Here is a 19,583-nt window from a genome sequence, read left to right as displayed (position 1 = left end):
CCGGCCGCAGGCCGGGAGGGGGCGCAAAGCCCCCTTCTTTGCCCCTATCGCCGCCCCGCCTTGCGCGTGGAGAGCAGAAGGTTCGTCTCCGAGGTCATCACCCCCTCGATGTTGCGGATGCGGTGAATCACCTCGTCCAGCTCCAGCAAGGTCTGCGTCGCCAGTTCCACGATCAGATCCCATTTCCCGTTGGTGGAATGCACCGCCATCACCGCAGGCAGGCCCGTCAGCCGGGCCATGATCTTCTCGCCGCCCCGCCCCTCGATCCCGATCATCATCAGCCCCCGCACCGGGGCCGAGGTCACATCCGCCCGCGTGACCACGGTAAATCCCGCGATCTCGCCCTTGGCGGTCAGCCGCTCCAGCCGGGCGCGCACGGTTGCGCGGCTCAGGTCCAGCCGCTCGGCCAATTCCGAAAGCGAGGCCCGCCCATCGCGCCGCAATTCGGCGATCATCCGCTGGTCGATATCATCCATTCCGACAACTCTCTCCGCCGTTTCGGAAAAACCCTGTTACATTCCGATCATAATGCCGCTGGAACCTGCCGCAACCCGGCAAGATGCTTTTCCGGAACAGGAGAGACGAATGACCCAGACCATCCTCATTGGCGCCCCGATCGATTCCGGCCAACGGCGGCCCGGCTGTCTCATGGGGCCTGCGGCCTATCGCGTGGCGGGGCTGGCACAGGCGATTGGCGATCTCGGCCATGGCGTGACCGACTGGGGGGATCTGTCGCTGGGTGATCTGCCCGCGGCGGCCTGCCCGAACCCGGCGGTGGACCAACTGCCCGCCACGCTCGGCTGGACAGAACGGCTGCGCGAAACGGTAGAGGACGCGCTGGCCCAGGGCGGCATGCCGATCATTCTGGGCGGTGACCATTCGCTGGCGCTGGGGTCGGTTGCGGGGGCTGCGGCCCATGCCCGACGCCTTGGTCGGCCGCTGTTCCTGCTCTGGCTTGACGCGCATTCCGATTTCCACACGCCGCTCACCACCACCAGCGGCAATCTTCACGGGACGCCGGTTGCCTATATCGCCGGCCGTGAGGGGTTTGACGCCTTCCCACCCTTCCCGGCGCCGCTGCCCGCAAGCCACATCTGCCTTTACGGCATCCGCTCGGTCGATCCGGCGGAACATGAGGCGCTGCTGCGCCACGACATCGCCATCAATGACATGCGCGTGCTGGATGAACAGGGGATCGTCGCGCCGCTGCGCGCCTTCCTTGCCAAGGTGCGCGAAGCCGGGGGGCTGCTGCATGTCAGCCTCGATGTCGATTTCCTCGACCCCTCCATCGCCCCGGCTGTCGGCACCACCGTTCCCGGCGGCACCACCTTCCGCGAGGCGCATCTGGTGATGGAGCTGCTGCATGAAAGCGGCCTCGTCACCTCGCTCGACCTGGTGGAGCTGAACCCCTTTCTCGACGAACGCGGCCGCACCGCCCGCCTGATGGTCGATCTGGTCGGATCGCTCATGGGCAAGAAGGTGTTCGACCGCCCGACCCGCAGCTTTACCTGAGGATTTGAAATGACCGCCCCCTCCCGCAACGCGCTTGTCCCTTTTGTCAGCGTTGACAATATGATGCGCCTCGTTCTTCACATCGGGGTCGAACGCATGATGGTGGAGCTTGCCGCCGAGATCGAGGCCGATTTCCGCCGCTGGCCGCTGTTCGACAAGACCCCGCGCGTGGCGAGCCACTCCGATATCGGCGTGATCGAGCTTATGCCCACCTCGGATGGGGAAACCTACGGGTTCAAATATGTGAACGGCCATCCGTCGAACATGAAAAAGGGGCTTCAGACCGTTACCGCATTCGGGCTTTTGGCTGACGTGGCAACGGGTTATCCGCTGATGTTGTCAGAGATGACGATCCTGACCGCCCTTCGGACGGCCGCGACCAGCGCGCTGGCGGCAAAATGGCTGGCGCCCAAGGGCGCCACCACCATGGCGATGATCGGCAATGGCGCACAGGCCGAATTCCAGGCGCTGGCCTTCAAGGCCGTCTGCGGCGTCACAGAAGTGCGGCTTTACGACATTGACCCCGCCGCCACCGCGAAATGCGCGCGCAATCTGGCAGGCCGCGGGCTGACCGTGGTGTCCTGCCGCAGCGCCGAAGAGGCCATCCTTGGCGCCCAGATCATCACCACCTGCACCGCTGACAAGCAGTTGGCCACCATCCTGACCGACAACATGGTTGGCAGTGGCGTGCATATCAACGCGGTCGGGGGCGATTGCCCGGGCAAGACCGAACTGCACCGCGACATCCTGCTGCGGTCGGAAATCTTTGTCGAATACCCGCCGCAAACCCGCATCGAGGGCGAGATCCAGCAGCTGACCGCCGATCACCCGGTAACCGAACTTTGGCAGGTGATGACCGGCGCCGCACCGGGCCGCAGCACTGCCAAGGCCATCACGCTGTTTGACAGCGTGGGCTTCGCCATCGAGGACTTCAGCGCCCTGCGCTATGTCCATTCGCGGCTGCGGGCCTCGGGGTTGTTCCAGGACCTCGACATGATCGCCGATCCGGATGATCCGCGCGACCTGTTCGGGATGATCCTGCGCGCCCAGGCGGAACTCGCGGCGTGACGCAACCGGGCGGGGCACCCCCCGCCTGTCCCTGGCAAAGGCCGCGTCAGTGCAGATGGAATTCCCCCTGCACATTGCGCCATTCACCAGGGCTGATCAGCTTGCGATGGGTAAAGCGCACCGAATGCAGCGGGCCTTCGATCTGGGCCTGCCAGAATTCGATGAAGCCGAACAGCCGCGGATAATCGGGCGCCAGATCGTAGTCCTGCCAGATGAAGCTGTTCAGAACATTGCGGAAATCCGGCATACGGTAATAGAACTCGGCCGTGGTGAGACCGTAGCCCTTCAGCATCATCTCCGTCTCGTTGCGCTCCATGGGATACCTCCTGCGTTTCTTCTGTCAGGCTGCCTGTTCCAAAATCGTGCCAAATTCTGATTTTCTGTCAATAAAAACAGTGTGTTGTCAGCCACGTTGCCCGGCTGACAATCCCGCGGACAGAGGCCGGTTGCACCCCCTCTCCGCGATGGTCTATACTGCCGCCAACTAAATCTTGGGGCCACCACGGCCCTGCAAACAAGAAGGCGGCCTTGCGTGTCCGACCAGCCGGAAGATACTGAAAACATGGAAGAAACCCCGCGTTCGTCCTATACGGGCCCGCAGGTCTCCATCGAAAAGGAAATGAAGACGGCCTATCTCGATTACGCCATGAGCGTAATCGTGAGCCGCGCAATCCCCGATCTGCGCGACGGGCTGAAACCGGTGCATCGGCGCATTCTTTATGCGATGTCGGAAACCGGCAACACGCATGACAAATCCTATCGCAAATCGGCGCGCCCGGTGGGCGATGTCATGGGGAAATACCACCCCCACGGCGATGCCGCGATCTATGACGCGCTGGTCCGCATGGCCCAGCCCTTTTCCATGAGCCTGAAGCTGTTGGATGGTCAGGGCAACTTCGGGTCGATGGATGGCGATGGCGCTGCGGCGATGCGCTATACCGAGGTGCGGCTCGACAAGCCCTCGGCCTTCCTGCTGGCGGATATCGACAAGGACACCGTCGATTTCCAGGACAACTATGACGGCAAAGACAAGGAGCCGACGGTCCTTCCGGCGCGCTTCCCGAATATGCTGGTCAATGGCGCGGGCGGGATTGCCGTCGGCATGGCGACCAATATTCCGCCCCACAACCTTTCTGAGGTGATCGACGGCTGTCTGGCCATGATCGAGAACCCCGATGTCTCGACCGAGCGGCTGATGGAGATCATCCCCGCCCCGGATTTCCCGACCGGCGGGCAGATCATGGGGCGCAGCGGCGCGCGCAAGGCCTATCTCGAAGGGCGCGGCTCGGTCATCATCCGCGCCAAGACCCGGGTCGAGGAGATCCGCAAGGATCGCTGGGCCATTGTCGTGGACGAGATCCCCTATCAGGTGAACAAGGCGGCGATGATCGAAAAGATCGCCGATCTGGTGCGCGAGAAGAAGCTGGAAGGCATCGCAAATATCGCTGACGAATCCGACCGCGTCGGCGTGCGCGTGGTGATCGAGCTGAAGCGGGACGCGACGCCGGATGTGGTGCTGAACCAGCTTTACCGGTTCTCGCCCATGCAAACGACCTTCGGCTGCAACATGCTGGCGCTGAACGGCGGGCGGCCCGAACAGCTGACGCTGCGCGATTTCATCAGCCATTTCATCACCTTCCGCGAGGAAGTTGTGGCACGTCGTACCGCCTACGAACTGCGTAAGGCACGCGAGCGCAGCCATATCCTGTGCGGTCTGGCGGTGGCCGTGTCGAATGTGGATGAAGTCGTGGCGACGATCCGGTCTTCGGCCGACCCGGCCGAGGCGCGCGAACGTCTGATGACCCGCCGCTGGCCCGCGCATGACATTGCGGCCTATATCCGGCTGATCGACGATCCGACCCACAAGATGAACGACGACGGCACCTATAACCTGTCGGAAACGCAGGCGCGCGCCATTCTCGACCTGCGTCTGCAGCGTCTGACGGCGATGGGTGTCAAAGAGATCACGGACGAGCTGGAAGAACTGGCCGCCAAGATCAAGGATTACCTCGACATCCTGTCCTCGCGTGAACGGATCATGGCAATCATCTCCTCGGAACTGTCCGAGGTGAAGCAGCAATTCGGCATCCCGCGCCGGACCGAGATTGTCGATTGGGCGGGCGATCTGGATGACGAAGACCTGATCGAACGCGAAGACATGGTCGTGACCATCACCAGCGGCGGCTACATCAAGCGCACGCCGCTGATGGAATTCCGCGCCCAGAACCGTGGTGGCAAGGGGCTCGCCTCGATGGCGACCAAGGAAGATGACGTGGTGACGACGCTCTTTGTCGCCAATACCCATACGCATCTTCTGTTCTTCACCACCGACGGGATGGTCTACAAGCTCAAGTGCTGGCGCCTGCCGCTGGCGGGACGCACCTCGAAGGGCAAGGCCATCGTCAATATCCTGCCAATCGAAACCGGCGTGTCCATCGCGGCGCTGATGCCCGTCGATGTGCCCGAAGAAGAATGGGATAATCTGCAGATCGTCTTTGCCACTTCGGACGGGGACGTGCGCCAAAATGATCTGTCGGATTTCACCAATGTGAAGCGCAACGGCAAGATCGCGATGAACCTGCCCGAAGGCGTGACGCTGGTGAATGCCGCGATTGCCGATGAGAATGACGATGTGATGCTTGTCACCTCGGGCGGCCGCGCGATCCGCTTTGCCACCACGGAAATCCGCGTCTTCAAATCGCGCGGATCGACCGGCGTGCGCGGCATCCGTCTGGCCGAGGGCGACAAGGTCGTGTCGATGTCGATCATCCGCCATTTCGAGGCTGACCCGGCCGAGCGGGCCGCCTATCTCAAGCAGCGCCGTCTGATGGCGGGCAACCTTGAGGATGAAGGGGAGAGCGACGAGGAAGAGGCCGTGGCCGAAGGTCAGCTGAGCCCCGAACGCTATGCCGAAATGTCGGCGGCCGAAGATCTAATCCTGACCGTCACGGCCAAGGGTCTGGGCAAGCTGTCCTCCAGCCATGATTACCCGGTGCGCGGGCGTGGCGGCATGGGCGTGACCGCGTTCGAGAAAACCATGCGCGGCGGGCAGCTTGTCGCCTCGTTCCCGGTGGAGCTGTCGGATCAGATCATGCTGGCCACCTCGACCGGGCAATCGATCCGCGTGCCGGTCGATCAGATCAGCTTCCGCTCGCGCAGCGCAGGCGGGGTCAAGGTCTTCAACACCGGCGGCGATGAAGAGGTCGTCTCGGTCGCCCGCGTGGCCGAACAGACGGATGAGGCCGAGGGCAGCGAAGGCTGACCCCACGGACCGCAGTCGAAACCGAAGGCCGGGGGTCACGCCCCGGCCTTTGCCATTGCGGGTGCCTTGATCTGCCCGGCACATGGGGCTATCTGCGAGGGCATGCGCGATACACTCCACATCCTCGGCGGCGGAATGGCCGGATCGGAAGCAGCCTGGCAGGCGGCCCAGATGGGCGTTCCTGTGGTGCTGCATGAAATGCGGCCCAAGGTCGGCACCTTTGCCCATCGCACCGGCAGTTTTGCCGAGATGGTCTGTTCCAATTCCTTCCGGTCGGATGATGACGAACGCAATGCCGTGGGGCTTTTGCATTGGGAAATGGGCGCGGCCAATGGCCTGATCATGGAAATGGCGCGCAGCCATCGCCTGCCCGCAGGCGGCGCGCTGGCCGTGGACCGTGATCCCTTTGCCGAGGCGGTGACGGCGCGGCTGATGAACCATCCGCTGATTTCGGTGGAATATGGCGAGATCACCGAACTGCCGCAGGACGGCCACTGGATCATCGCGACCGGCCCGCTGACCAGCCCTGCGCTGGCCAATAGCATCCGCGCGGAAACTGGGGCCGAGAGCCTTGCGTTTTTCGACGCCATCGCCCCCATCGTCTATGCCGAAAGCATCGACATGTCGGTCGCCTGGCTGCAAAGCCGCTATGACAAGGGCGAGACCGAGGAAGAGCGCACCGCCTATATCAACTGCCCGATGGACAAGGCCCAGTATGAGGCCTTCATCGATGCGCTGCTTGCGGCCGACAAGACCGAATTCCACGAAGGCGAAACCGCGGGCTATTTCGACGGCTGCCTGCCGATCGAGGTCATGGCCGAACGCGGGCGCGAAACGCTGCGGCACGGGCCGATGAAACCCGTGGGCCTGACCAACGCGCACAAGCCGCAGGAAAAGGCCTATGCCGTGGTGCAGCTCCGCCGCGACAACAAGCTGGGGACGCTCTATAATATCGTGGGCTTCCAGACCAAGATGAAGTACGGCGCACAAACCGCTGTTTTCAAAATGATTCCGGGGCTGGAAAATGCCTCGTTCGCGCGTCTTGGCGGCATTCATCGCAACACCTTCATCAACTCGCCCACGCTGCTGGATGATCAGATGCGCCTGAAAACGCGGCCGAACATCCGCTTTGCCGGTCAGGTGACCGGGGTTGAGGGCTATGTCGAAAGCGCCGCCATGGGCCTTTTGGCGGGCCGCATGGCCGCGGCGGAAATCAAGGGGCAGACCCTGCCGCCGCCGCCGCCCGACACCGCCATGGGGGCGCTGATCACCCATATCACCGGCGGGGCCGAGGCCAGGACCTTCCAGCCGATGAACGTGAACTTCGGGCTTTTCCCGCCGATTGATGCGAAGGGCGGCCGTCGCGGGCGCAAAGACCGCTACAAGGCCTATACCGACCGCGCCAAGGACCGCTTCACGCAATGGCTGGCGGCGCAGTAACGCGCTTTGCGCCATCCCCCACCGGGCCGCTGCATCTGGGCCATGCCTTTTCGGCGCTGACGGCCTGGACCCGGGCAAAGGGCGGCACGTTCCTGCTGCGGATCGAAGATATTGATACCGCCCGCTGCCGCCCCGCCTATGAGGCCGCGATTTATGAGGATCTGCGCTGGCTTGGGCTTTCCTGGCCGCAGCCGGTGATGCGCCAGTCTGACCGCCTGCCCGCCTATGCGGCGGCGCTGGATCGGCTGGCAGCCCTCGGCGTGACCTATGCATGCACCTGCACGCGCGGCGACATCCGCGCCGCCCTGTCGGCCCCGCAGGAAGGCGCCCCGGTGATCGGGCCGGATGGGCCGGTCTATCCCGGCACCTGTCGCGGCAAGGGACATGGCGCGGAAAATGCGGCGATCCGGCTGGATATGCGGACGGCCATGGCGAAGGTCGGCGCGATTGCATTTCACGAGACAGGGCCGGACCGCGCGGGCCACCACAGCCGCAGCGCATCCGAGATGATCGAAACCGTGGGCGATGTGGTGCTGGCCCGGCGCGATATCGGCACCTCATACCACCTTTCGGTTGTGGTCGACGATGCGGCCCAAGGCGTGACCGAGGTCGTGCGCGGCCTTGATCTGTTCGACGCCACGGCCATCCATATCGTGTTGCAGCGCCTGCTGGATCTGCCGACCCCCACCTATCACCACCACCGACTGATCCGCGATGATCAGGGCAAACGGCTGGCCAAGCGGGATGATGCCCGTGCGCTCTCGCTCTTTCGCGCTGAAGGCGCCACCCCCGAGGATATTCGCAAAATCATCGGCTTGTGACGACGGAATTGCCCCGGCCCGGCGTATGACCCCGGCGCAACCGCGGTTGCCGAGGGCCGTTGCCCGCCCTAGCTTGGCGGAGACGGCTGCTTTGGCCCGCAGGAACAGGACGAACCCATGATCGCATCCCTCGCCCCGGCCCGGATGGCCCTTGCCCTGCCGCTGCTTCTTTGCCTTGCCCTGCCGGTGGCGGGTCAGGCCCCGCCGGGGGCCGGGGCGCCGCAGGGCCCCGTCAAGGTGGGGGTCATTGCCCTGCAACCGCAAGAGGTGAAGCGCCGGTCGATCCTGCCGGGGCGTGCGGTGGCCTATCAGGATGCGGCGATCCGGCCACGGGTCACAGGGCTTGTGACGGAAATCCTCTATACCCCCGGCCAGCAGATCGAGGCGGGCAGCCCCATGTTCCGCATCGACAGCGCCACCTATGAGGCCGCGGTGGTGACGGCCCGCGCGACACTGGCGCAGGCGCAGGCGGCGTTGCCGGTGGCCGAATCCGCCGCCGCCCGCGCCAAGACGCTGGAGGGATCGGGTTCCACCCGCGCCACGGTCGAAAGCACCGAGGCCGAGGCCGCCTCGGCCCGCGCGCAGGTGCAAAGCGCCGAGGCCGCGCTGAAGCTTGCGGAACAGGATCTAGCATGGACCACGATCACCAGCCCCATCAGCGGCATCGCGGGCTTTCCGACGGTTTCGGTGGGGGATCTGGTGACGCAAAGCCAGGCTGATGCGCTGGCCACGGTCACCCGGCTCGACCCGATTTATGTCGATCTCTACGAACCCGCGGCGCGGCTTTTGTCGATTCAGGATCAGATCGAAAAGGGCCAGCTCAGACCCGATGAAAAACTGGATGTGACGCTGACGCTGGAAAACGGCACCACGCACAACGGCGGCGGCACGCTGGTCGCGCCTTCGGTCACGGTGTCCACCACCACGGGGACGCAGGACATCCGCTTCCGCTTTGACAACCCCGACCGCCGCCTGCTGCCCGGCATGTTCCTGCGCGGCGAGGTGGTGGTGGGCCGTATCACCGCCTACCGCCTGCCCCAGCGCGCCGCCACCATCGGCCGCAACGGCGAGCTGACCGTCTGGGTGGTCACCCCCGAAGGCAAGGCCGCGAAAAAGACCCTGACCGCCATCGGCAGCGAGGAAAACGACTGGCTGATTGCCGAAGGCCTGACCCCCGGTGAGGCGGTCATCATCGACGGTCTGACCGGCCTGCGCGAAGGGGCCGAACTTACCCCCGTGCCTGTCACCATCGACGCGGCAGGCGTGGTGCGCGATACGGCCCCGGCGGCGGGGAACTGACCCATGGCCGAGTTTTTCATTCACCGCCCGGTCTTTGCCTGGGTGCTGGCGATCATCACCATGCTGGCGGGGGCCTGGGGGCTGACCACCCTGCCCATTTCACAATATCCCGACATCGCGCCGACGACGATCCGCATCTCGGCCACCTACCCCGGCGCCTCTGCGGAAACGGCGGAAAACTCGGTGACGTCGGTCATCGAAGATGGGCTGACCGGGCTTGATGGGCTGCTTTACATGACCTCGTCATCCTCGGCGACGGGGCGGGCCTCGGTCACGCTGGTCTTTGATGACAGCGTCGACGCCGACATGGCGCAGATCCAGGTGCAGAACAAGATCCAGCTGATCCAGAGCGGCCTGCCCCAGACCGTGCAGGACCGAGGCATCAGCGTGACGCGCTCCAGTTCCTCCATCCTCATGGTGGCGGCGCTGGTGTCACAGGATGGCAGTTACACCTCGCTGCAGCTGGGCGACCTGATGGGGCAAATCGTCGAAGGGCCGATCCTGCGCACCCCGGGCGTGGGGTCGATCAACAGCTTCGGGTCGGGCTATGCCATGCGCATCTGGCTCGATCCGCTGAAGATGGCGCAGTATCAAGTGACGACGGCCGATGTCACCTCGGCGGTGGCGGAACAGAACAGCACCGTCACCGTGGGCAGCCTGGGCAGCCAGCCGGTGATCGCGGGCCAGCAGCTGACCGTCGCGCTTTCGGCGCAGGCGCAGCTGGCCTCGGTCGAAGAATTTGAACGCATCATCCTGCGCACCACGGGCGACGGCTCCACCGTTTTTCTGGGCGATGTGGCACGGATCGAGATCGGGCAGGAAAGCTATGGCTCGGCCTCGCGCTTCAATGGCAAACCTGCGGCGGGGTTCGGCATCAACCTTGCGACCGGCGCCAATGCCGTGGAAACCGCCGAGGGCGTGCGCGAGACGCTGACCCGCGTCAGCGCAGCCCTGCCCGCAGGCGTTGAGATCGCCTATCCCTATGACACCTCGCCCTTCGTCGAATCCTCGATCGAGCGGGTCTATCACACGCTGGCCGAGGCGGTGGTGCTGGTCTTTCTGGTGATCCTTGTCTTCCTGCAAAGCTGGCGGGCCACCATCATCCCCACCATCGCGGTGCCGGTGGTGCTGCTGGGCACTTTCGGCGTGCTGGCGGCGGCGGGGCTGACGATCAACACGCTGACCATGTTCGCGCTGGTGCTGGCCATTGGCCTTCTGGTCGATGATGCCATTGTGGTGGTGGAAAACGTCGAACGGGTGATGGAGGAAGAAGGTCTGGATGCCCCCGCCGCCACCTCGAAATCCATGCGTCAGATCACGCCCGCGCTGGTCGGGATCGCGCTGGTCCTGTCTGCGGTGTTTCTGCCGATGGCCTTCATGTCCGGCTCAACCGGAGTGATCTACCGGCAGTTCAGCGTGACGATCATCTCGGCCATGATGCTGTCCTTGGCGGTCGCGCTGATCCTGACGCCCGCGATGTGTGCCAGCCTTCTGCGCCCGCGCTCGCATGAGGGCGGCATGGCGCCTGCGCGCTGGTTCAACCGCGGGCTGGACGCCACGACCCGCGGCTATGCCCGCAGCGCCGGCTGGACCGCGCGGCGGCCGCTGCGCATGGCCCTGCTGCTGCTGGCGATCGGCGGGGCGACGGGCTGGTTCTATCAGCACCTGCCCTCCTCTTTCCTGCCGCAGGAAGATCAGGGCGTGCTGATGGCGCAGGTGCGCCTTTCGGAAGGATCAACCACCGCCCAGACCGAGGCCGTGGTGCAAGAGGTGGAACAATGGCTGCTGCAGGAGCGCGGCGATACGGTCGCCTCGGTCTATGGCGCGCTCGGCTTTTCTTTCGGGTCCAGCGGTCAGAACACCGCCATGCTCTTCGTCAAGCTGCGCGATTTCGCTGACCGCCCCGACACGGCCGCCGCCACCTTCGCGCAAGAGGCCAACCGCCGGTTCGGCGGCCATCGCGCGGGCCGCATCGTCTTTACCCAGCCGCCTGCGATTCAGGGGCTGGGCAATGCCTCGGGCTTCACCATGTATCTGCTCGATCAGGCCGGGAATGGGGCCGAGGCGCTGCAGCAGGCCGCCGTCGATCTGGTCGCCAAGGCCGAGGCCGATGGTCGGACCGGGTCTTTCCGCGGGCATGAGACCACCTTCCGCCCCTCGCTCCGGCTCGACATCGACCAGCAGAAGGCCCGCGCCATGGGCCTCAGCCTTTCCGAGGTGAACGGGATGCTCTCGGTCATCTTCTCGGGGCGCGAGGTCAATGACTTCCCCCTGGGCGCCGAGCTGAAACCCGTGATCGTGCAGGGCGAGGCCGAATGGCGCATGCAGCCCGAAGACATCGACGGCTGGTTCGCCCGCAATTCCAACGGAGAGATGGTGCCCTTCGCCGCCTTCATCACCCAGGTCTGGGATGAAGCCTCGCCCTCGCTCGACCGGTTCGGGGGGGCGCGTGCGCTCGAACTTTCCGGCGCACCGGTCGAGGGGGTCTCGACCGGCGACGCCATGACCGCGATGGAGGAACTGGTGGCCGAACTGCCGGGGGGCTATGGCCTGTCCTGGACGGGGATTTCCTATCAGGAACGCCTTTCGGGCAATCAGGCACCGCTGCTTTATGCACTCTCGGCGCTGGTGGTGTTTCTCTGTCTTGCGGCGCTTTACGAAAGCTGGACCGTGCCCTTCGCCGTCATGCTCTCGGTCCCCGTGGGGGTGCTGGGCGCGCTGCTGGCCGCGCTGGTTTTCGGGCAGTCGAATGACGTCTATTTCAAGGTGGGCCTGCTGACGACCATCGGCCTTGCGGCACGGAACGCAATCCTGATCGTGGAATTCGCGCAAAGCCTGAATGCCGCCGGAACCCCGCTGGTCGAGGCAGCCGTCGAAGCCGCCCGCCAGCGTCTGCGCCCGATCCTGATGACGAGCTTCGCCTTCCTGCTTGGGGTCTTGCCGCTGGCCACCGCAACCGGCGCCGGGGCACTGGCACAGCGCGCCATCGGCACGGGCGTCAGCGGCGGCATGCTCGCGTCAGTCGCCTTCGGCATCTTCCTGGTGCCGGCCTTCTTCGTGGGGGTCCGCAAACTCTTCGCCCGCCAAGCCTGAACCAAGGATGCGGCACCCCGGAGGTGCCGCACCCCAACCCGAGCGTTACCAAATCGGCGTGCATCTTCTTCAGTGTCTGCCGCTCTTTGCGTGGCTTGCTGGCGTTGGTCTTCAACCAGACCGCCAACTTCTCGGCAAAGGGGTCAAGCTTGCTCTGCCGCTCTGGCGTCGCAAACTTCGGCTCCACAGTGTTAGCAGCAAGATGCTTGGTCAAGGTATTGCGCGACAAACCAGTGCGCCTAGCAATCTCGCGGATCTACAGCTTCTGTCGCAAGTGCATACGTGGAATGATGTTCAAAAGTCCCATGTGGATCAATCCGTTACCCCCGCCGCTCGCCGCTCCGGGGGGAAGGTTCACATGGCTCAATTCTCAGTGGAAATTATGCGCCTACCCGGCTCAGGTCCGGGTGGAAATCAACAGACACCAGCCTCTGGGACGCTAACCGAGAACGCCAAACACCAAGACCAACGGCACAATACTCATGGCGCATCGGTCGCGGCCAGCCAGCCAAGAGCTTTTCGTCGGGAAAGGCGGCCGTCAGCTGCGTCAAATCCGTCTCAATCACCTGTTCAGTCAGCTTGCACGCTCGGGCGCGGATTACCTCGTGCAAGCGCATTCGGGGGCAAATCCCGATGGGCCAGGCAGTCGGGTGACGGGCTCGTCAGGCAGGTGGCATATCCCTTACTCGGAGAAGAATTGATGGCGTCTCGACAACACCATAACGTTACCTGCTTCCGAGCATCATAAACTTTTGCGCGCATCTGTCTTTCGCAGCCCAAATCACAGCAATGGCTGATCTGCGCAGCGGTGCAGAGGCATGAAGCCGATTACCCATTGCTCTGTCGGCGCAACCGCGGCAAGCTCTATAAAGAATCCCGGGTTCAACCGGATGAGCATCGGAGATCACGGCAATTTTGGTGCGTTTTGGAAGCTGAACGACTGCTCGCCACACAAGCCCATTTGATGAGCAAGTGGGCTGGGGATCCTTTGGACGAACGTGGTCTTGTCCGCATTCTGAACCCGAACGGACAGCGGCCCCCTTTGATTTGGTGCTTCAACGCAGAACATGAATTTCCCCGCCTCGCCAGCCTCTTGGGAGATGACCAGCCGCTCATAGGAATTCGCTCCTTGCACCTTATCGCAAGACTGGAGCCAGGAAGAAGCGCGCTGGATGTCCGAATGGGTGACCATTACGCTGACATTTTATTGGACTGCCTCGACGGCGGCTTATCCTTCATCGGAGGCAACTGTCAGGGCGTTGGCGTCGCAGCGCAGCTCACGGCGCGCTGGTCGCTGGCAGGACGGACCTGCAAAAGTTTCATCGCACTGGAAGTGGAGCCCTCCTTCCCCCTTCCTTGCCCAGTGGCATTGTTGTTCGGAGCAGAGAGCGAGCTTTTCAATCCGTATCTGCGGGGCGAGGAACACAGCGCCAAACTGCGTTGGGAGCGAATGTTTCCGCGTCCCGCCGCGCACATCGTTCCCGGGGGGCATGGAACCTATTTTACACCCGGCCGTCTGGAAACACTGGTCAGCACTATCAAAAGCATTCGTGCTGCAGCTGAGAACGGCGCACCGCTTGACGCGCCCCGCATCCGCTTGACTGCAAGACCTTCTGAAGCGACCGTCCTCCCGGGTGAGGAGGTCAGCGTCGACCTTCAGATTGACGTACTCTCGGGTCATATGCCAGAGGTATTGCAGGTTGCCTATTTCTGGCGCAGTTCCGAAACGCGAGACCCGTTCCAAGTGTCGGGCCAACCGGTAATGAGGGGCGCGAGCGGTATAATGGTACGAGCCCCTTCCTTTCCCGGGGATTGGGACTTAATCCTCTACCCCGTGGTCTTTCCCTTCGGGCCGCTGTGCTGGAGCGATCACCTTGCGCCTGTCGGCCGCGTGCGTGTATCGGACGCAACGATGCTGACGCCTGAACTTGCTTGAAGAGACCGCAATGCTGCCCGGACCAGAAGCCGAAAATCACTTGCGCGCCTCTGTCGTGCGTCACGTTGCGCAGTTCATTGGGCTTCCAGAGACAGAAATACGGCTGGATCATAGCTTCATCGATCTCGGTGTAACCTCGGCCGAGGCCGTCTACCTTTGCGGCGCGATGGAAGAACAATTCGGTATGCCTGTCGATCCGGTGCTTATCTTCGAGGCAGAGTCCCTCGAAGCCTTCGCCAAACTCCTGCTCGCCTCCTTCACCCTTGGCCCGGACCAAAGATCGTGACTGTAACCGGCATCCACGACCTGCGTGAGGCGCTTGGCTACTGGGCACGTAACACCCCCGACAAGATCGCGTTCGGCTTCATGCCGAGAGGCGAGGATGTGACGGAAAGCTTGACGTTTTCCGAACTCCATGCCCAGGCTGTCGGCCTTGCGTCGGTTATTGCCCAGCGTATTGGCCCGAGGGAGCCAGCGCTGCTGATCTATCCTACGGGTCTGCCGTTCATCGTGACGATATTCGCCTGCTTCCTGGCGGGTGTGATCGCGGTCCCAGCACCGCAACCGCAAACAGATCGAGCGCGCGAGCGGACCGCGAACATCAGGGCAGCCGCCGGGGCTCAGGTCATCCTAACAACCGAGGCCATCGCCCAAGACAAGGCGCTGAGAGAGCGTCTTGGTTCGGATTGCGACTGGATCACGACCGACCTTGCAGTTCCCACGGCGGACTTTCCCGCGCGAGAATGGCGGCCGGAGGATACTGCCCTGATCCAGTTCACTTCTGGGTCCACGGCAATCCCCCGGGGCGTCACCATTTCGTTCGGAAACCTGATGGCAAATCATGCAATGATCGCCCAGATCTTCGGTGCCGATCCGTCCGAGCCGTCGGTGACATGGCTACCGGTATTTCATGACATGGGGCTGATCGGAACAATCCTCTATCCGCTGCAGGCCGGGCGAAGCACATACATCATGCCAACTTTCGCTTTTTTACAAAAGCCGGTTCGGTGGGTGCGGGCCATCAGCAGATTCAGAGCAACAGGCAGCGGCGCACCCAGTTTTGCCTATGACCTTTGCGCCAGAATGGTCAGCGACAAAGACCGTGAGGGTTTGGATCTTTCTTCATGGACCACAGCATTCTGCGGGGCAGAGCCTGTGCGTGTCGCCGCACTGCGGCGCTTTGCCGATGCTTTCGCGGGTGCAGGCTTTTGCGAAGATGCCTTCCTGCCCTGCTATGGGCTAGCCGAAGCAACATTGTTCGTCTCCGGCGGACCTCCTCGATCAGGGCTTAGGACTGTTGCTTTTAACGGAAAGCGAGTTGTTTCTTGTGGAAAGGTTCTCAGCCCGCAAATTGTGCGCATCATTGGACCTGAGGGCGACGTGCTGCCAGACGGAGAGCAAGGGGAAATCTGCGTCTCTGGTCCACATGTGAGCGAGGGATATTGGCGGGACGAAGTTGCGACAGCGGCAACCTTCCATGCGCGGCTTGCCGACGGGACAGACGGTGAGTTCCTGAAAACAGGCGATCTGGGATTTCTCCAATCCGGCGAATTGTTCGTGACAGGCCGCACGAAGGACATCTTTATCATCCGAGGGGTCAAACATCATGGCAATGACCTTGACGACACGATCAGCTCCGTTTCTTCCGACCTCGTCCATGGGGCAGGTGCCGTCTTTGTTGAGGAGGCAGAGACAGATGGTGGTGACCGGATAGTTGCGGTTCACGAAGTCTCGCGCCGCAGCTTTGCAAACTTTGACCCGGATGCCTTGGCGCGCTCAGTCCGGGAGGCCGTGACCCGCGTGCATGGCTTTACCCTGGACCAAGTCTTTTTCGTGCGGGAGGGAAGGTTGCCGCGAACCACAAGCGGGAAAATACAACGTCACTTGTGCCGCGCCTTTGCGCGTTCGGATGCCGCGGCAGATGAACAAACATATCCCTGAACTTCGCGACTTTTCCACACTGAGGCAGAAGGGCCCGGAATTATGCGACCAGCCATGGCCGATGCTGCTGGATGCACCACCTGTTTTTTGGGCCATGCAGGACCGATGCTGGATCGTTCATCGTCATGCCGAGGTGACGTCTGTACTGACTGACCGCAGTTTTCTGGTGGCAGATCTCTCGTCGATCGTCCAGGATCTTTGCACGCGCAGCGGGAAACCCACACCGACCCTGACGGGTCTGCTGTCGGCTTTCTTGCCCTTCATCAATCCGCCTCAACACGAGGATGCAAGGCGCTTTCTCAGGGCGGTCTTGCCCCAAGGCTGCTTGGCCGATCATGCCGCCGTCTTGAACAGGCTTTCCGAAGATCTTCTGGCGGATGTGGCAAAAGATCGCACCTTTGATGCAGCCCTTCGTTACGCAGATGTCCTGCCCTCGCTGTTCATCGCGCATGTCCTAGGCCTGCCGGGTCCGTTGGTTGTGGATTTCGTGCGTGAGACCGCCGAAATCGGCCGGACCTTTGACCGTGGATGCTCGCCACGGTATTATGCGCGGATGGAGACGTTGATCATAGACCAACGCCTTCCGTTTCTGTCGATCGTCTCAGAGCGGCGCAAAAAGCCGGACGACAGTGCTATAAGCCGCATGATCCTGCTGGCCGATGCATCATACCCGTTGTCTGATGTTGATATTGCAAACCATGTGATGTTCCTGATCATGGCTGCATCGGAAAATACGGCCGCCCTGATCGGCAATACCATCGCCGCAGTTGTTGAGGCCGGGCTTGTCGACGCCCTGGTCGATGCCGAGCCGCCCATCCTACGCGCTGCTGTTGAGGAAACGCTCAGATATGCGCCCCCGGTGCGGCAAATGTGGCGTATCGCTCAGACCGATCTGACTCTCGGCGGGGCAAGAATTTCCCGTGGGGAAAGGCTTCTGCTGCTTACAGATGCTGCCTCCCGCGATCCTGCGGTCTATCCGGATCCTGATCGGTTCGACCCATGGCGCAGCAACCGCCGCGGATTTGGCTTTGGCCTTGGGCGGCATTATTGCCTTGGCGCCGAGCTTGCGTTGCTGGAAGCTGAAACAGCCCTGCGCGTGATCCTCCAACGCCTGCCGCGCCGCGTTTCTGATCTGCCGTTCGAATGGCATGACCGTCAGACACTGCGCAGGGCTCTCCACCTTCCCCTCATTCTCTCTCCGCAGAAAGGCCTTGCCCCATGACCAAACTGGATGCCGATCAGGTGATCGCCTGGACAACAAAGTATCTGACAGACTTTCTTGATCTGCCGCCAGAGGCGTTCGATCTCGACGCCGAGTTCGCGGCTCTCGGCCTCGACTCGGTGGACAGTGTGATCATCGGTGGCGCCTTTGAAGAGACGTTCAACTGCGAGATTGATGCCACGCTTTTCCTCCGAAATGCAAATCTCCGTAGCCTGATCGATGATCTGCGGCAGTCCGGGCTCGTCGCATGACCGGAACAGCGGATATCGCTCCCCACCTCAGCGTCGTCGTCGCGTGCTATGAAATGGCGCGTGAATTGCCCCGAACATTGCTGGCACTCTCCCCCAGTTACCAACGGGGCATGGAGGCAATCCCCTATGAAGTCATTGTGGTCGACAACGGCTCTGCATTCCCGCCGCAGGTGGAAGATTTTGCCGGCCTCGGGCTGGACCTGAAAATCCTCTATTGCAACTCCGGCCTGCCGTCTCCGGTTCAGGCGATGAACATGGGACTTGCCGCTGCCCGCGGGAAGCTGATCTGCACAATCATCGATGGCGCCCGGATGCCGTCGCCCGGGCTTCTCGCGGCAAGCGTCGCAGCTACCCGCTGCCATGATCGGGCGATCATATATACCTCGACGCTAGTCCTAGGCTTCTACCCACAATCCGCGGCTGAATTCACCGGCTATTCAGCCGAGGTTGAAGACAGGTTGCTTCAGTCGATCGATTGGCCGAAGGATGGTTATCGACTGTTCGAAATCTCCAGCGGGCTGATCGAACAGCCGAGCATTCTGCAATGGTATGCGCCCGGGTTTGAAAGCAATGCCCTGACCATGTCACGTGACCTTTGGAACGAGGTCGGCGGCTATGACGAGGCGTTCCAGACCGACGGCGGCGGCTACGCAAGCTCCGATGTCTTCTATCGGGCGGCGGAGTTGCCTGGAACGCAGATCATTGCACTTGGAGGCGAAGCGACGTTCCATCAGACGCACACCAAGAGCGCAGCGGCCTCTCACAAAGATTTCCCCGAACAAGCGCGCATCATGACGCGAGAGTTCCAGCGGCTTCGGACGCGCCCGCCGAAAGGCGTGCGCAAGCCCTATTGGGTGTTCCAGACCAACACGCCGCCGCTGCAGGGCAAAATGTTCAAGGCTTCGACGTCAAAGGAGCCGTCCCCGGAAAACCTCTATCTTGATCTTCTGGAGCAGCGGCTTCTCAACACCGGCGCGCGCGAGGCCGAGGCACGGCTTCGCGCCCTGCTTGTCACGCTCAAGTCGGCAGGACGCGAGGATCTGATCGAGGCTTCGAAATCTGCCTATCCGCGCCAGTTGCGGCGCGTCATCGGGGCAGAGACCGAAGGCCTGCTCGTTGGCAACGAGGTTCTGCCAACGGCCCTGACGATGACGGGGAAGAAGCGTCTGAGCTATCTGCGTCGGGCGGTCGAAACCGTGCTGGAGCAAGCCATTCCTGGCGATTTGATCGAATGTGGCGTGTGGCGCGGCGGATCAGCCATGATGATGGCGGGTATTCTAGCGGCAAGGCGCATCAATGACCGCTCGGTCTGGCTCGCGGATTCGTTCGAAGGGCTTCCCGTGATGGATGGTGACCTTGACTGTTCCGGGTTCGTTGAACCTCTCAACAACGCCGGGCTTGCCGTTTCGGAAAACACCGTGCGGGCCAGTTTTGAGGAAATTGGCCTGATGTCGGACCGGATCAGGTTCCTTCCGGGGTGGTTCTGCGACACGCTGCCCCATGCGCCGATCGACCGCATCGCCCTGCTGCGGCTTGACGGGGATCACTACAGTTCCACCATGGACGCTTTGACCGCGCTTTATGACAAGGTTTCGCCCGGTGGGGTCATCATCATCGACGACTACGCGCTGCCCCGGTGTGCCGAGGCTGTCGATGAGTTCCGCGCGACCCGAGGTATCTTTGAACCCGTAGAGCGCATTGATCACACAGGCATCGCCTGGCGCAAACAGGCCTGACA

General features: G+C 62.6%; 15 protein-coding genes. 13 read left to right on the top strand and 2 right to left on the bottom strand.

The features are described 5' to 3' along the window. Nucleotides 1–44: 44 nt before the first annotated feature. Complete coding sequence (locus IE101_RS01805; protein ID WP_189632087.1) at nt 45–476, bottom strand: Lrp/AsnC family transcriptional regulator; 432 nt, start codon at nt 474–476, stop codon at nt 45–47. A gap of 109 nt (nt 477–585) precedes the next feature. Here IE101_RS01805 and rocF point away from each other — a divergent pair, with 109 nt between their 5' ends. Next, nucleotides 586–1,512, top strand: coding sequence for an arginase (gene rocF, locus IE101_RS01800; RefSeq protein WP_189632086.1), 927 nt, complete (start codon nt 586–588; stop codon nt 1,510–1,512). Nucleotides 1,513–1,521: 9 nt separating this feature from the next. Then, on the top strand, nt 1,522–2,580 hold the full coding sequence (ocd, locus tag IE101_RS01795; RefSeq protein WP_189632085.1) for an ornithine cyclodeaminase: 1,059 nt from the start codon (nt 1,522–1,524) through the stop codon (nt 2,578–2,580). 46 nt (nt 2,581–2,626) lie between these two features. Here ocd and IE101_RS01790 read toward each other — a convergent pair whose 3' ends face one another. Then, a complete protein-coding gene (locus IE101_RS01790) occupies nt 2,627–2,896 on the bottom strand; it encodes an usg protein (RefSeq protein ID WP_189632084.1) in 270 nt (89 codons plus the stop codon). A 246-nt stretch (nt 2,897–3,142) separates the two neighbouring features. Here IE101_RS01790 and gyrA point away from each other — a divergent pair, with 246 nt between their 5' ends. The 11 genes from gyrA (at nt 3,143) to IE101_RS01735 (ending at nt 19,581) form a co-directional block, all read left to right on the top strand. Beyond that, entirely contained in the window at nt 3,143–5,842 is a 2,700-nt protein-coding gene (gene gyrA, locus IE101_RS01785) for a DNA gyrase subunit A (RefSeq protein WP_373296039.1), read from the top strand. 102 nt (nt 5,843–5,944) lie between these two features. After that, a complete protein-coding gene (trmFO, locus tag IE101_RS01780) occupies nt 5,945–7,282 on the top strand; it encodes a methylenetetrahydrofolate--tRNA-(uracil(54)-C(5))-methyltransferase (FADH(2)-oxidizing) TrmFO (RefSeq protein WP_189632082.1) in 1,338 nt (445 codons plus the stop codon). Further along, entirely contained in the window at nt 7,264–8,103 is an 840-nt protein-coding gene (gene gluQRS / locus IE101_RS01775) for a tRNA glutamyl-Q(34) synthetase GluQRS (RefSeq protein WP_189632081.1), read from the top strand. Before trmFO ends, gluQRS begins: the two co-directional genes overlap by 19 nt. A gap of 117 nt (nt 8,104–8,220) precedes the next feature. Next, nucleotides 8,221–9,402: an efflux RND transporter periplasmic adaptor subunit gene (locus IE101_RS01770; protein WP_189632080.1), complete on the top strand. Its 1,182-nt coding sequence runs from the start codon at nt 8,221–8,223 to the stop codon at nt 9,400–9,402. 3 nt (nt 9,403–9,405) lie between these two features. Beyond that, the gene (locus tag IE101_RS01765; RefSeq protein ID WP_189632079.1) at nt 9,406–12,495 is read left to right on the top strand and encodes an efflux RND transporter permease subunit; all 3,090 of its coding nucleotides are present in this window, start codon (nt 9,406–9,408) and stop codon (nt 12,493–12,495) included. Nucleotides 12,496–13,675: 1,180 nt separating this feature from the next. Beyond that, nucleotides 13,676–14,431, top strand: a complete 756-nt coding sequence (locus IE101_RS01760; protein WP_189632078.1) for a hypothetical protein — start codon at nt 13,676–13,678, stop codon at nt 14,429–14,431. A 10-nt stretch (nt 14,432–14,441) separates the two neighbouring features. Then, complete coding sequence (locus tag IE101_RS01755; protein ID WP_189632077.1) at nt 14,442–14,717, top strand: acyl carrier protein; 276 nt, start codon at nt 14,442–14,444, stop codon at nt 14,715–14,717. Then, entirely contained in the window at nt 14,714–16,372 is a 1,659-nt protein-coding gene (locus IE101_RS01750; RefSeq protein WP_189632076.1) for a fatty acyl-AMP ligase, read from the top strand. The genes IE101_RS01755 and IE101_RS01750 overlap by 4 nt, the downstream gene beginning before the upstream one ends. Then, nucleotides 16,353–17,594, top strand: a complete 1,242-nt coding sequence (locus tag IE101_RS01745) for a cytochrome P450 (RefSeq protein WP_189632075.1) — start codon at nt 16,353–16,355, stop codon at nt 17,592–17,594. The genes IE101_RS01750 and IE101_RS01745 overlap by 20 nt, the downstream gene beginning before the upstream one ends. After that, nucleotides 17,591–17,845: an acyl carrier protein gene (locus IE101_RS01740; RefSeq protein WP_189632074.1), complete on the top strand. Its 255-nt coding sequence runs from the start codon at nt 17,591–17,593 to the stop codon at nt 17,843–17,845. The genes IE101_RS01745 and IE101_RS01740 overlap by 4 nt, the downstream gene beginning before the upstream one ends. Continuing rightward, nucleotides 17,842–19,581 carry a TylF/MycF/NovP-related O-methyltransferase gene (locus IE101_RS01735; RefSeq protein ID WP_189632073.1) on the top strand — a complete coding sequence of 580 codons (1,740 nt, stop codon included), beginning with the start codon at nt 17,842–17,844 and terminating at the stop codon, nt 19,579–19,581. Before IE101_RS01740 ends, IE101_RS01735 begins: the two co-directional genes overlap by 4 nt. Nucleotides 19,582–19,583 lie beyond the last annotated feature (2 nt).

The sequence above is a fragment of the Gemmobacter lanyuensis genome (assembly GCF_014652355.1).
Taxonomy (GTDB): domain Bacteria; phylum Pseudomonadota; class Alphaproteobacteria; order Rhodobacterales; family Rhodobacteraceae; genus Gemmobacter; species Gemmobacter lanyuensis.
Note: the sequence above shows the minus strand (reverse complement) of the source record. Positions and strands in the feature narration are given on the sequence as shown.

Bases quoted from the DNA above. Each gene is read 5' to 3' on its own strand.
- rocF (WP_189632086.1), top strand. From the start codon at position 586: ATGACCCAGACCATCCTCATTGGCGCCCCGATCGATTCCGGCCAACGG.
- IE101_RS01735 (WP_189632073.1), top strand. From the start codon at position 17,842: ATGACCGGAACAGCGGATATCGCTCCCCACCTCAGCGTCGTCGTCGCG.
- ocd (WP_189632085.1), top strand. From the start codon at position 1,522: ATGACCGCCCCCTCCCGCAACGCGCTTGTCCCTTTTGTCAGCGTTGAC.
- IE101_RS01740 (WP_189632074.1), top strand. From the start codon at position 17,591: ATGACCAAACTGGATGCCGATCAGGTGATCGCCTGGACAACAAAGTAT.
- gluQRS (WP_189632081.1), top strand. From the start codon at position 7,264: ATGGCTGGCGGCGCAGTAACGCGCTTTGCGCCATCCCCCACCGGGCCG.
- IE101_RS01770 (WP_189632080.1), top strand. From the start codon at position 8,221: ATGATCGCATCCCTCGCCCCGGCCCGGATGGCCCTTGCCCTGCCGCTG.
- gyrA (WP_373296039.1), top strand. From the start codon at position 3,143: ATGGAAGAAACCCCGCGTTCGTCCTATACGGGCCCGCAGGTCTCCATC.
- IE101_RS01755 (WP_189632077.1), top strand. From the start codon at position 14,442: ATGCTGCCCGGACCAGAAGCCGAAAATCACTTGCGCGCCTCTGTCGTG.
- IE101_RS01765 (WP_189632079.1), top strand. From the start codon at position 9,406: ATGGCCGAGTTTTTCATTCACCGCCCGGTCTTTGCCTGGGTGCTGGCG.
- trmFO (WP_189632082.1), top strand. From the start codon at position 5,945: ATGCGCGATACACTCCACATCCTCGGCGGCGGAATGGCCGGATCGGAA.
- IE101_RS01790 (WP_189632084.1), bottom strand. From the start codon at position 2,896: ATGGAGCGCAACGAGACGGAGATGATGCTGAAGGGCTACGGTCTCACC.
- IE101_RS01805 (WP_189632087.1), bottom strand. From the start codon at position 476: ATGGATGATATCGACCAGCGGATGATCGCCGAATTGCGGCGCGATGGG.
- IE101_RS01745 (WP_189632075.1), top strand. From the start codon at position 16,353: ATGAACAAACATATCCCTGAACTTCGCGACTTTTCCACACTGAGGCAG.
- IE101_RS01760 (WP_189632078.1), top strand. From the start codon at position 13,676: ATGGGTGACCATTACGCTGACATTTTATTGGACTGCCTCGACGGCGGC.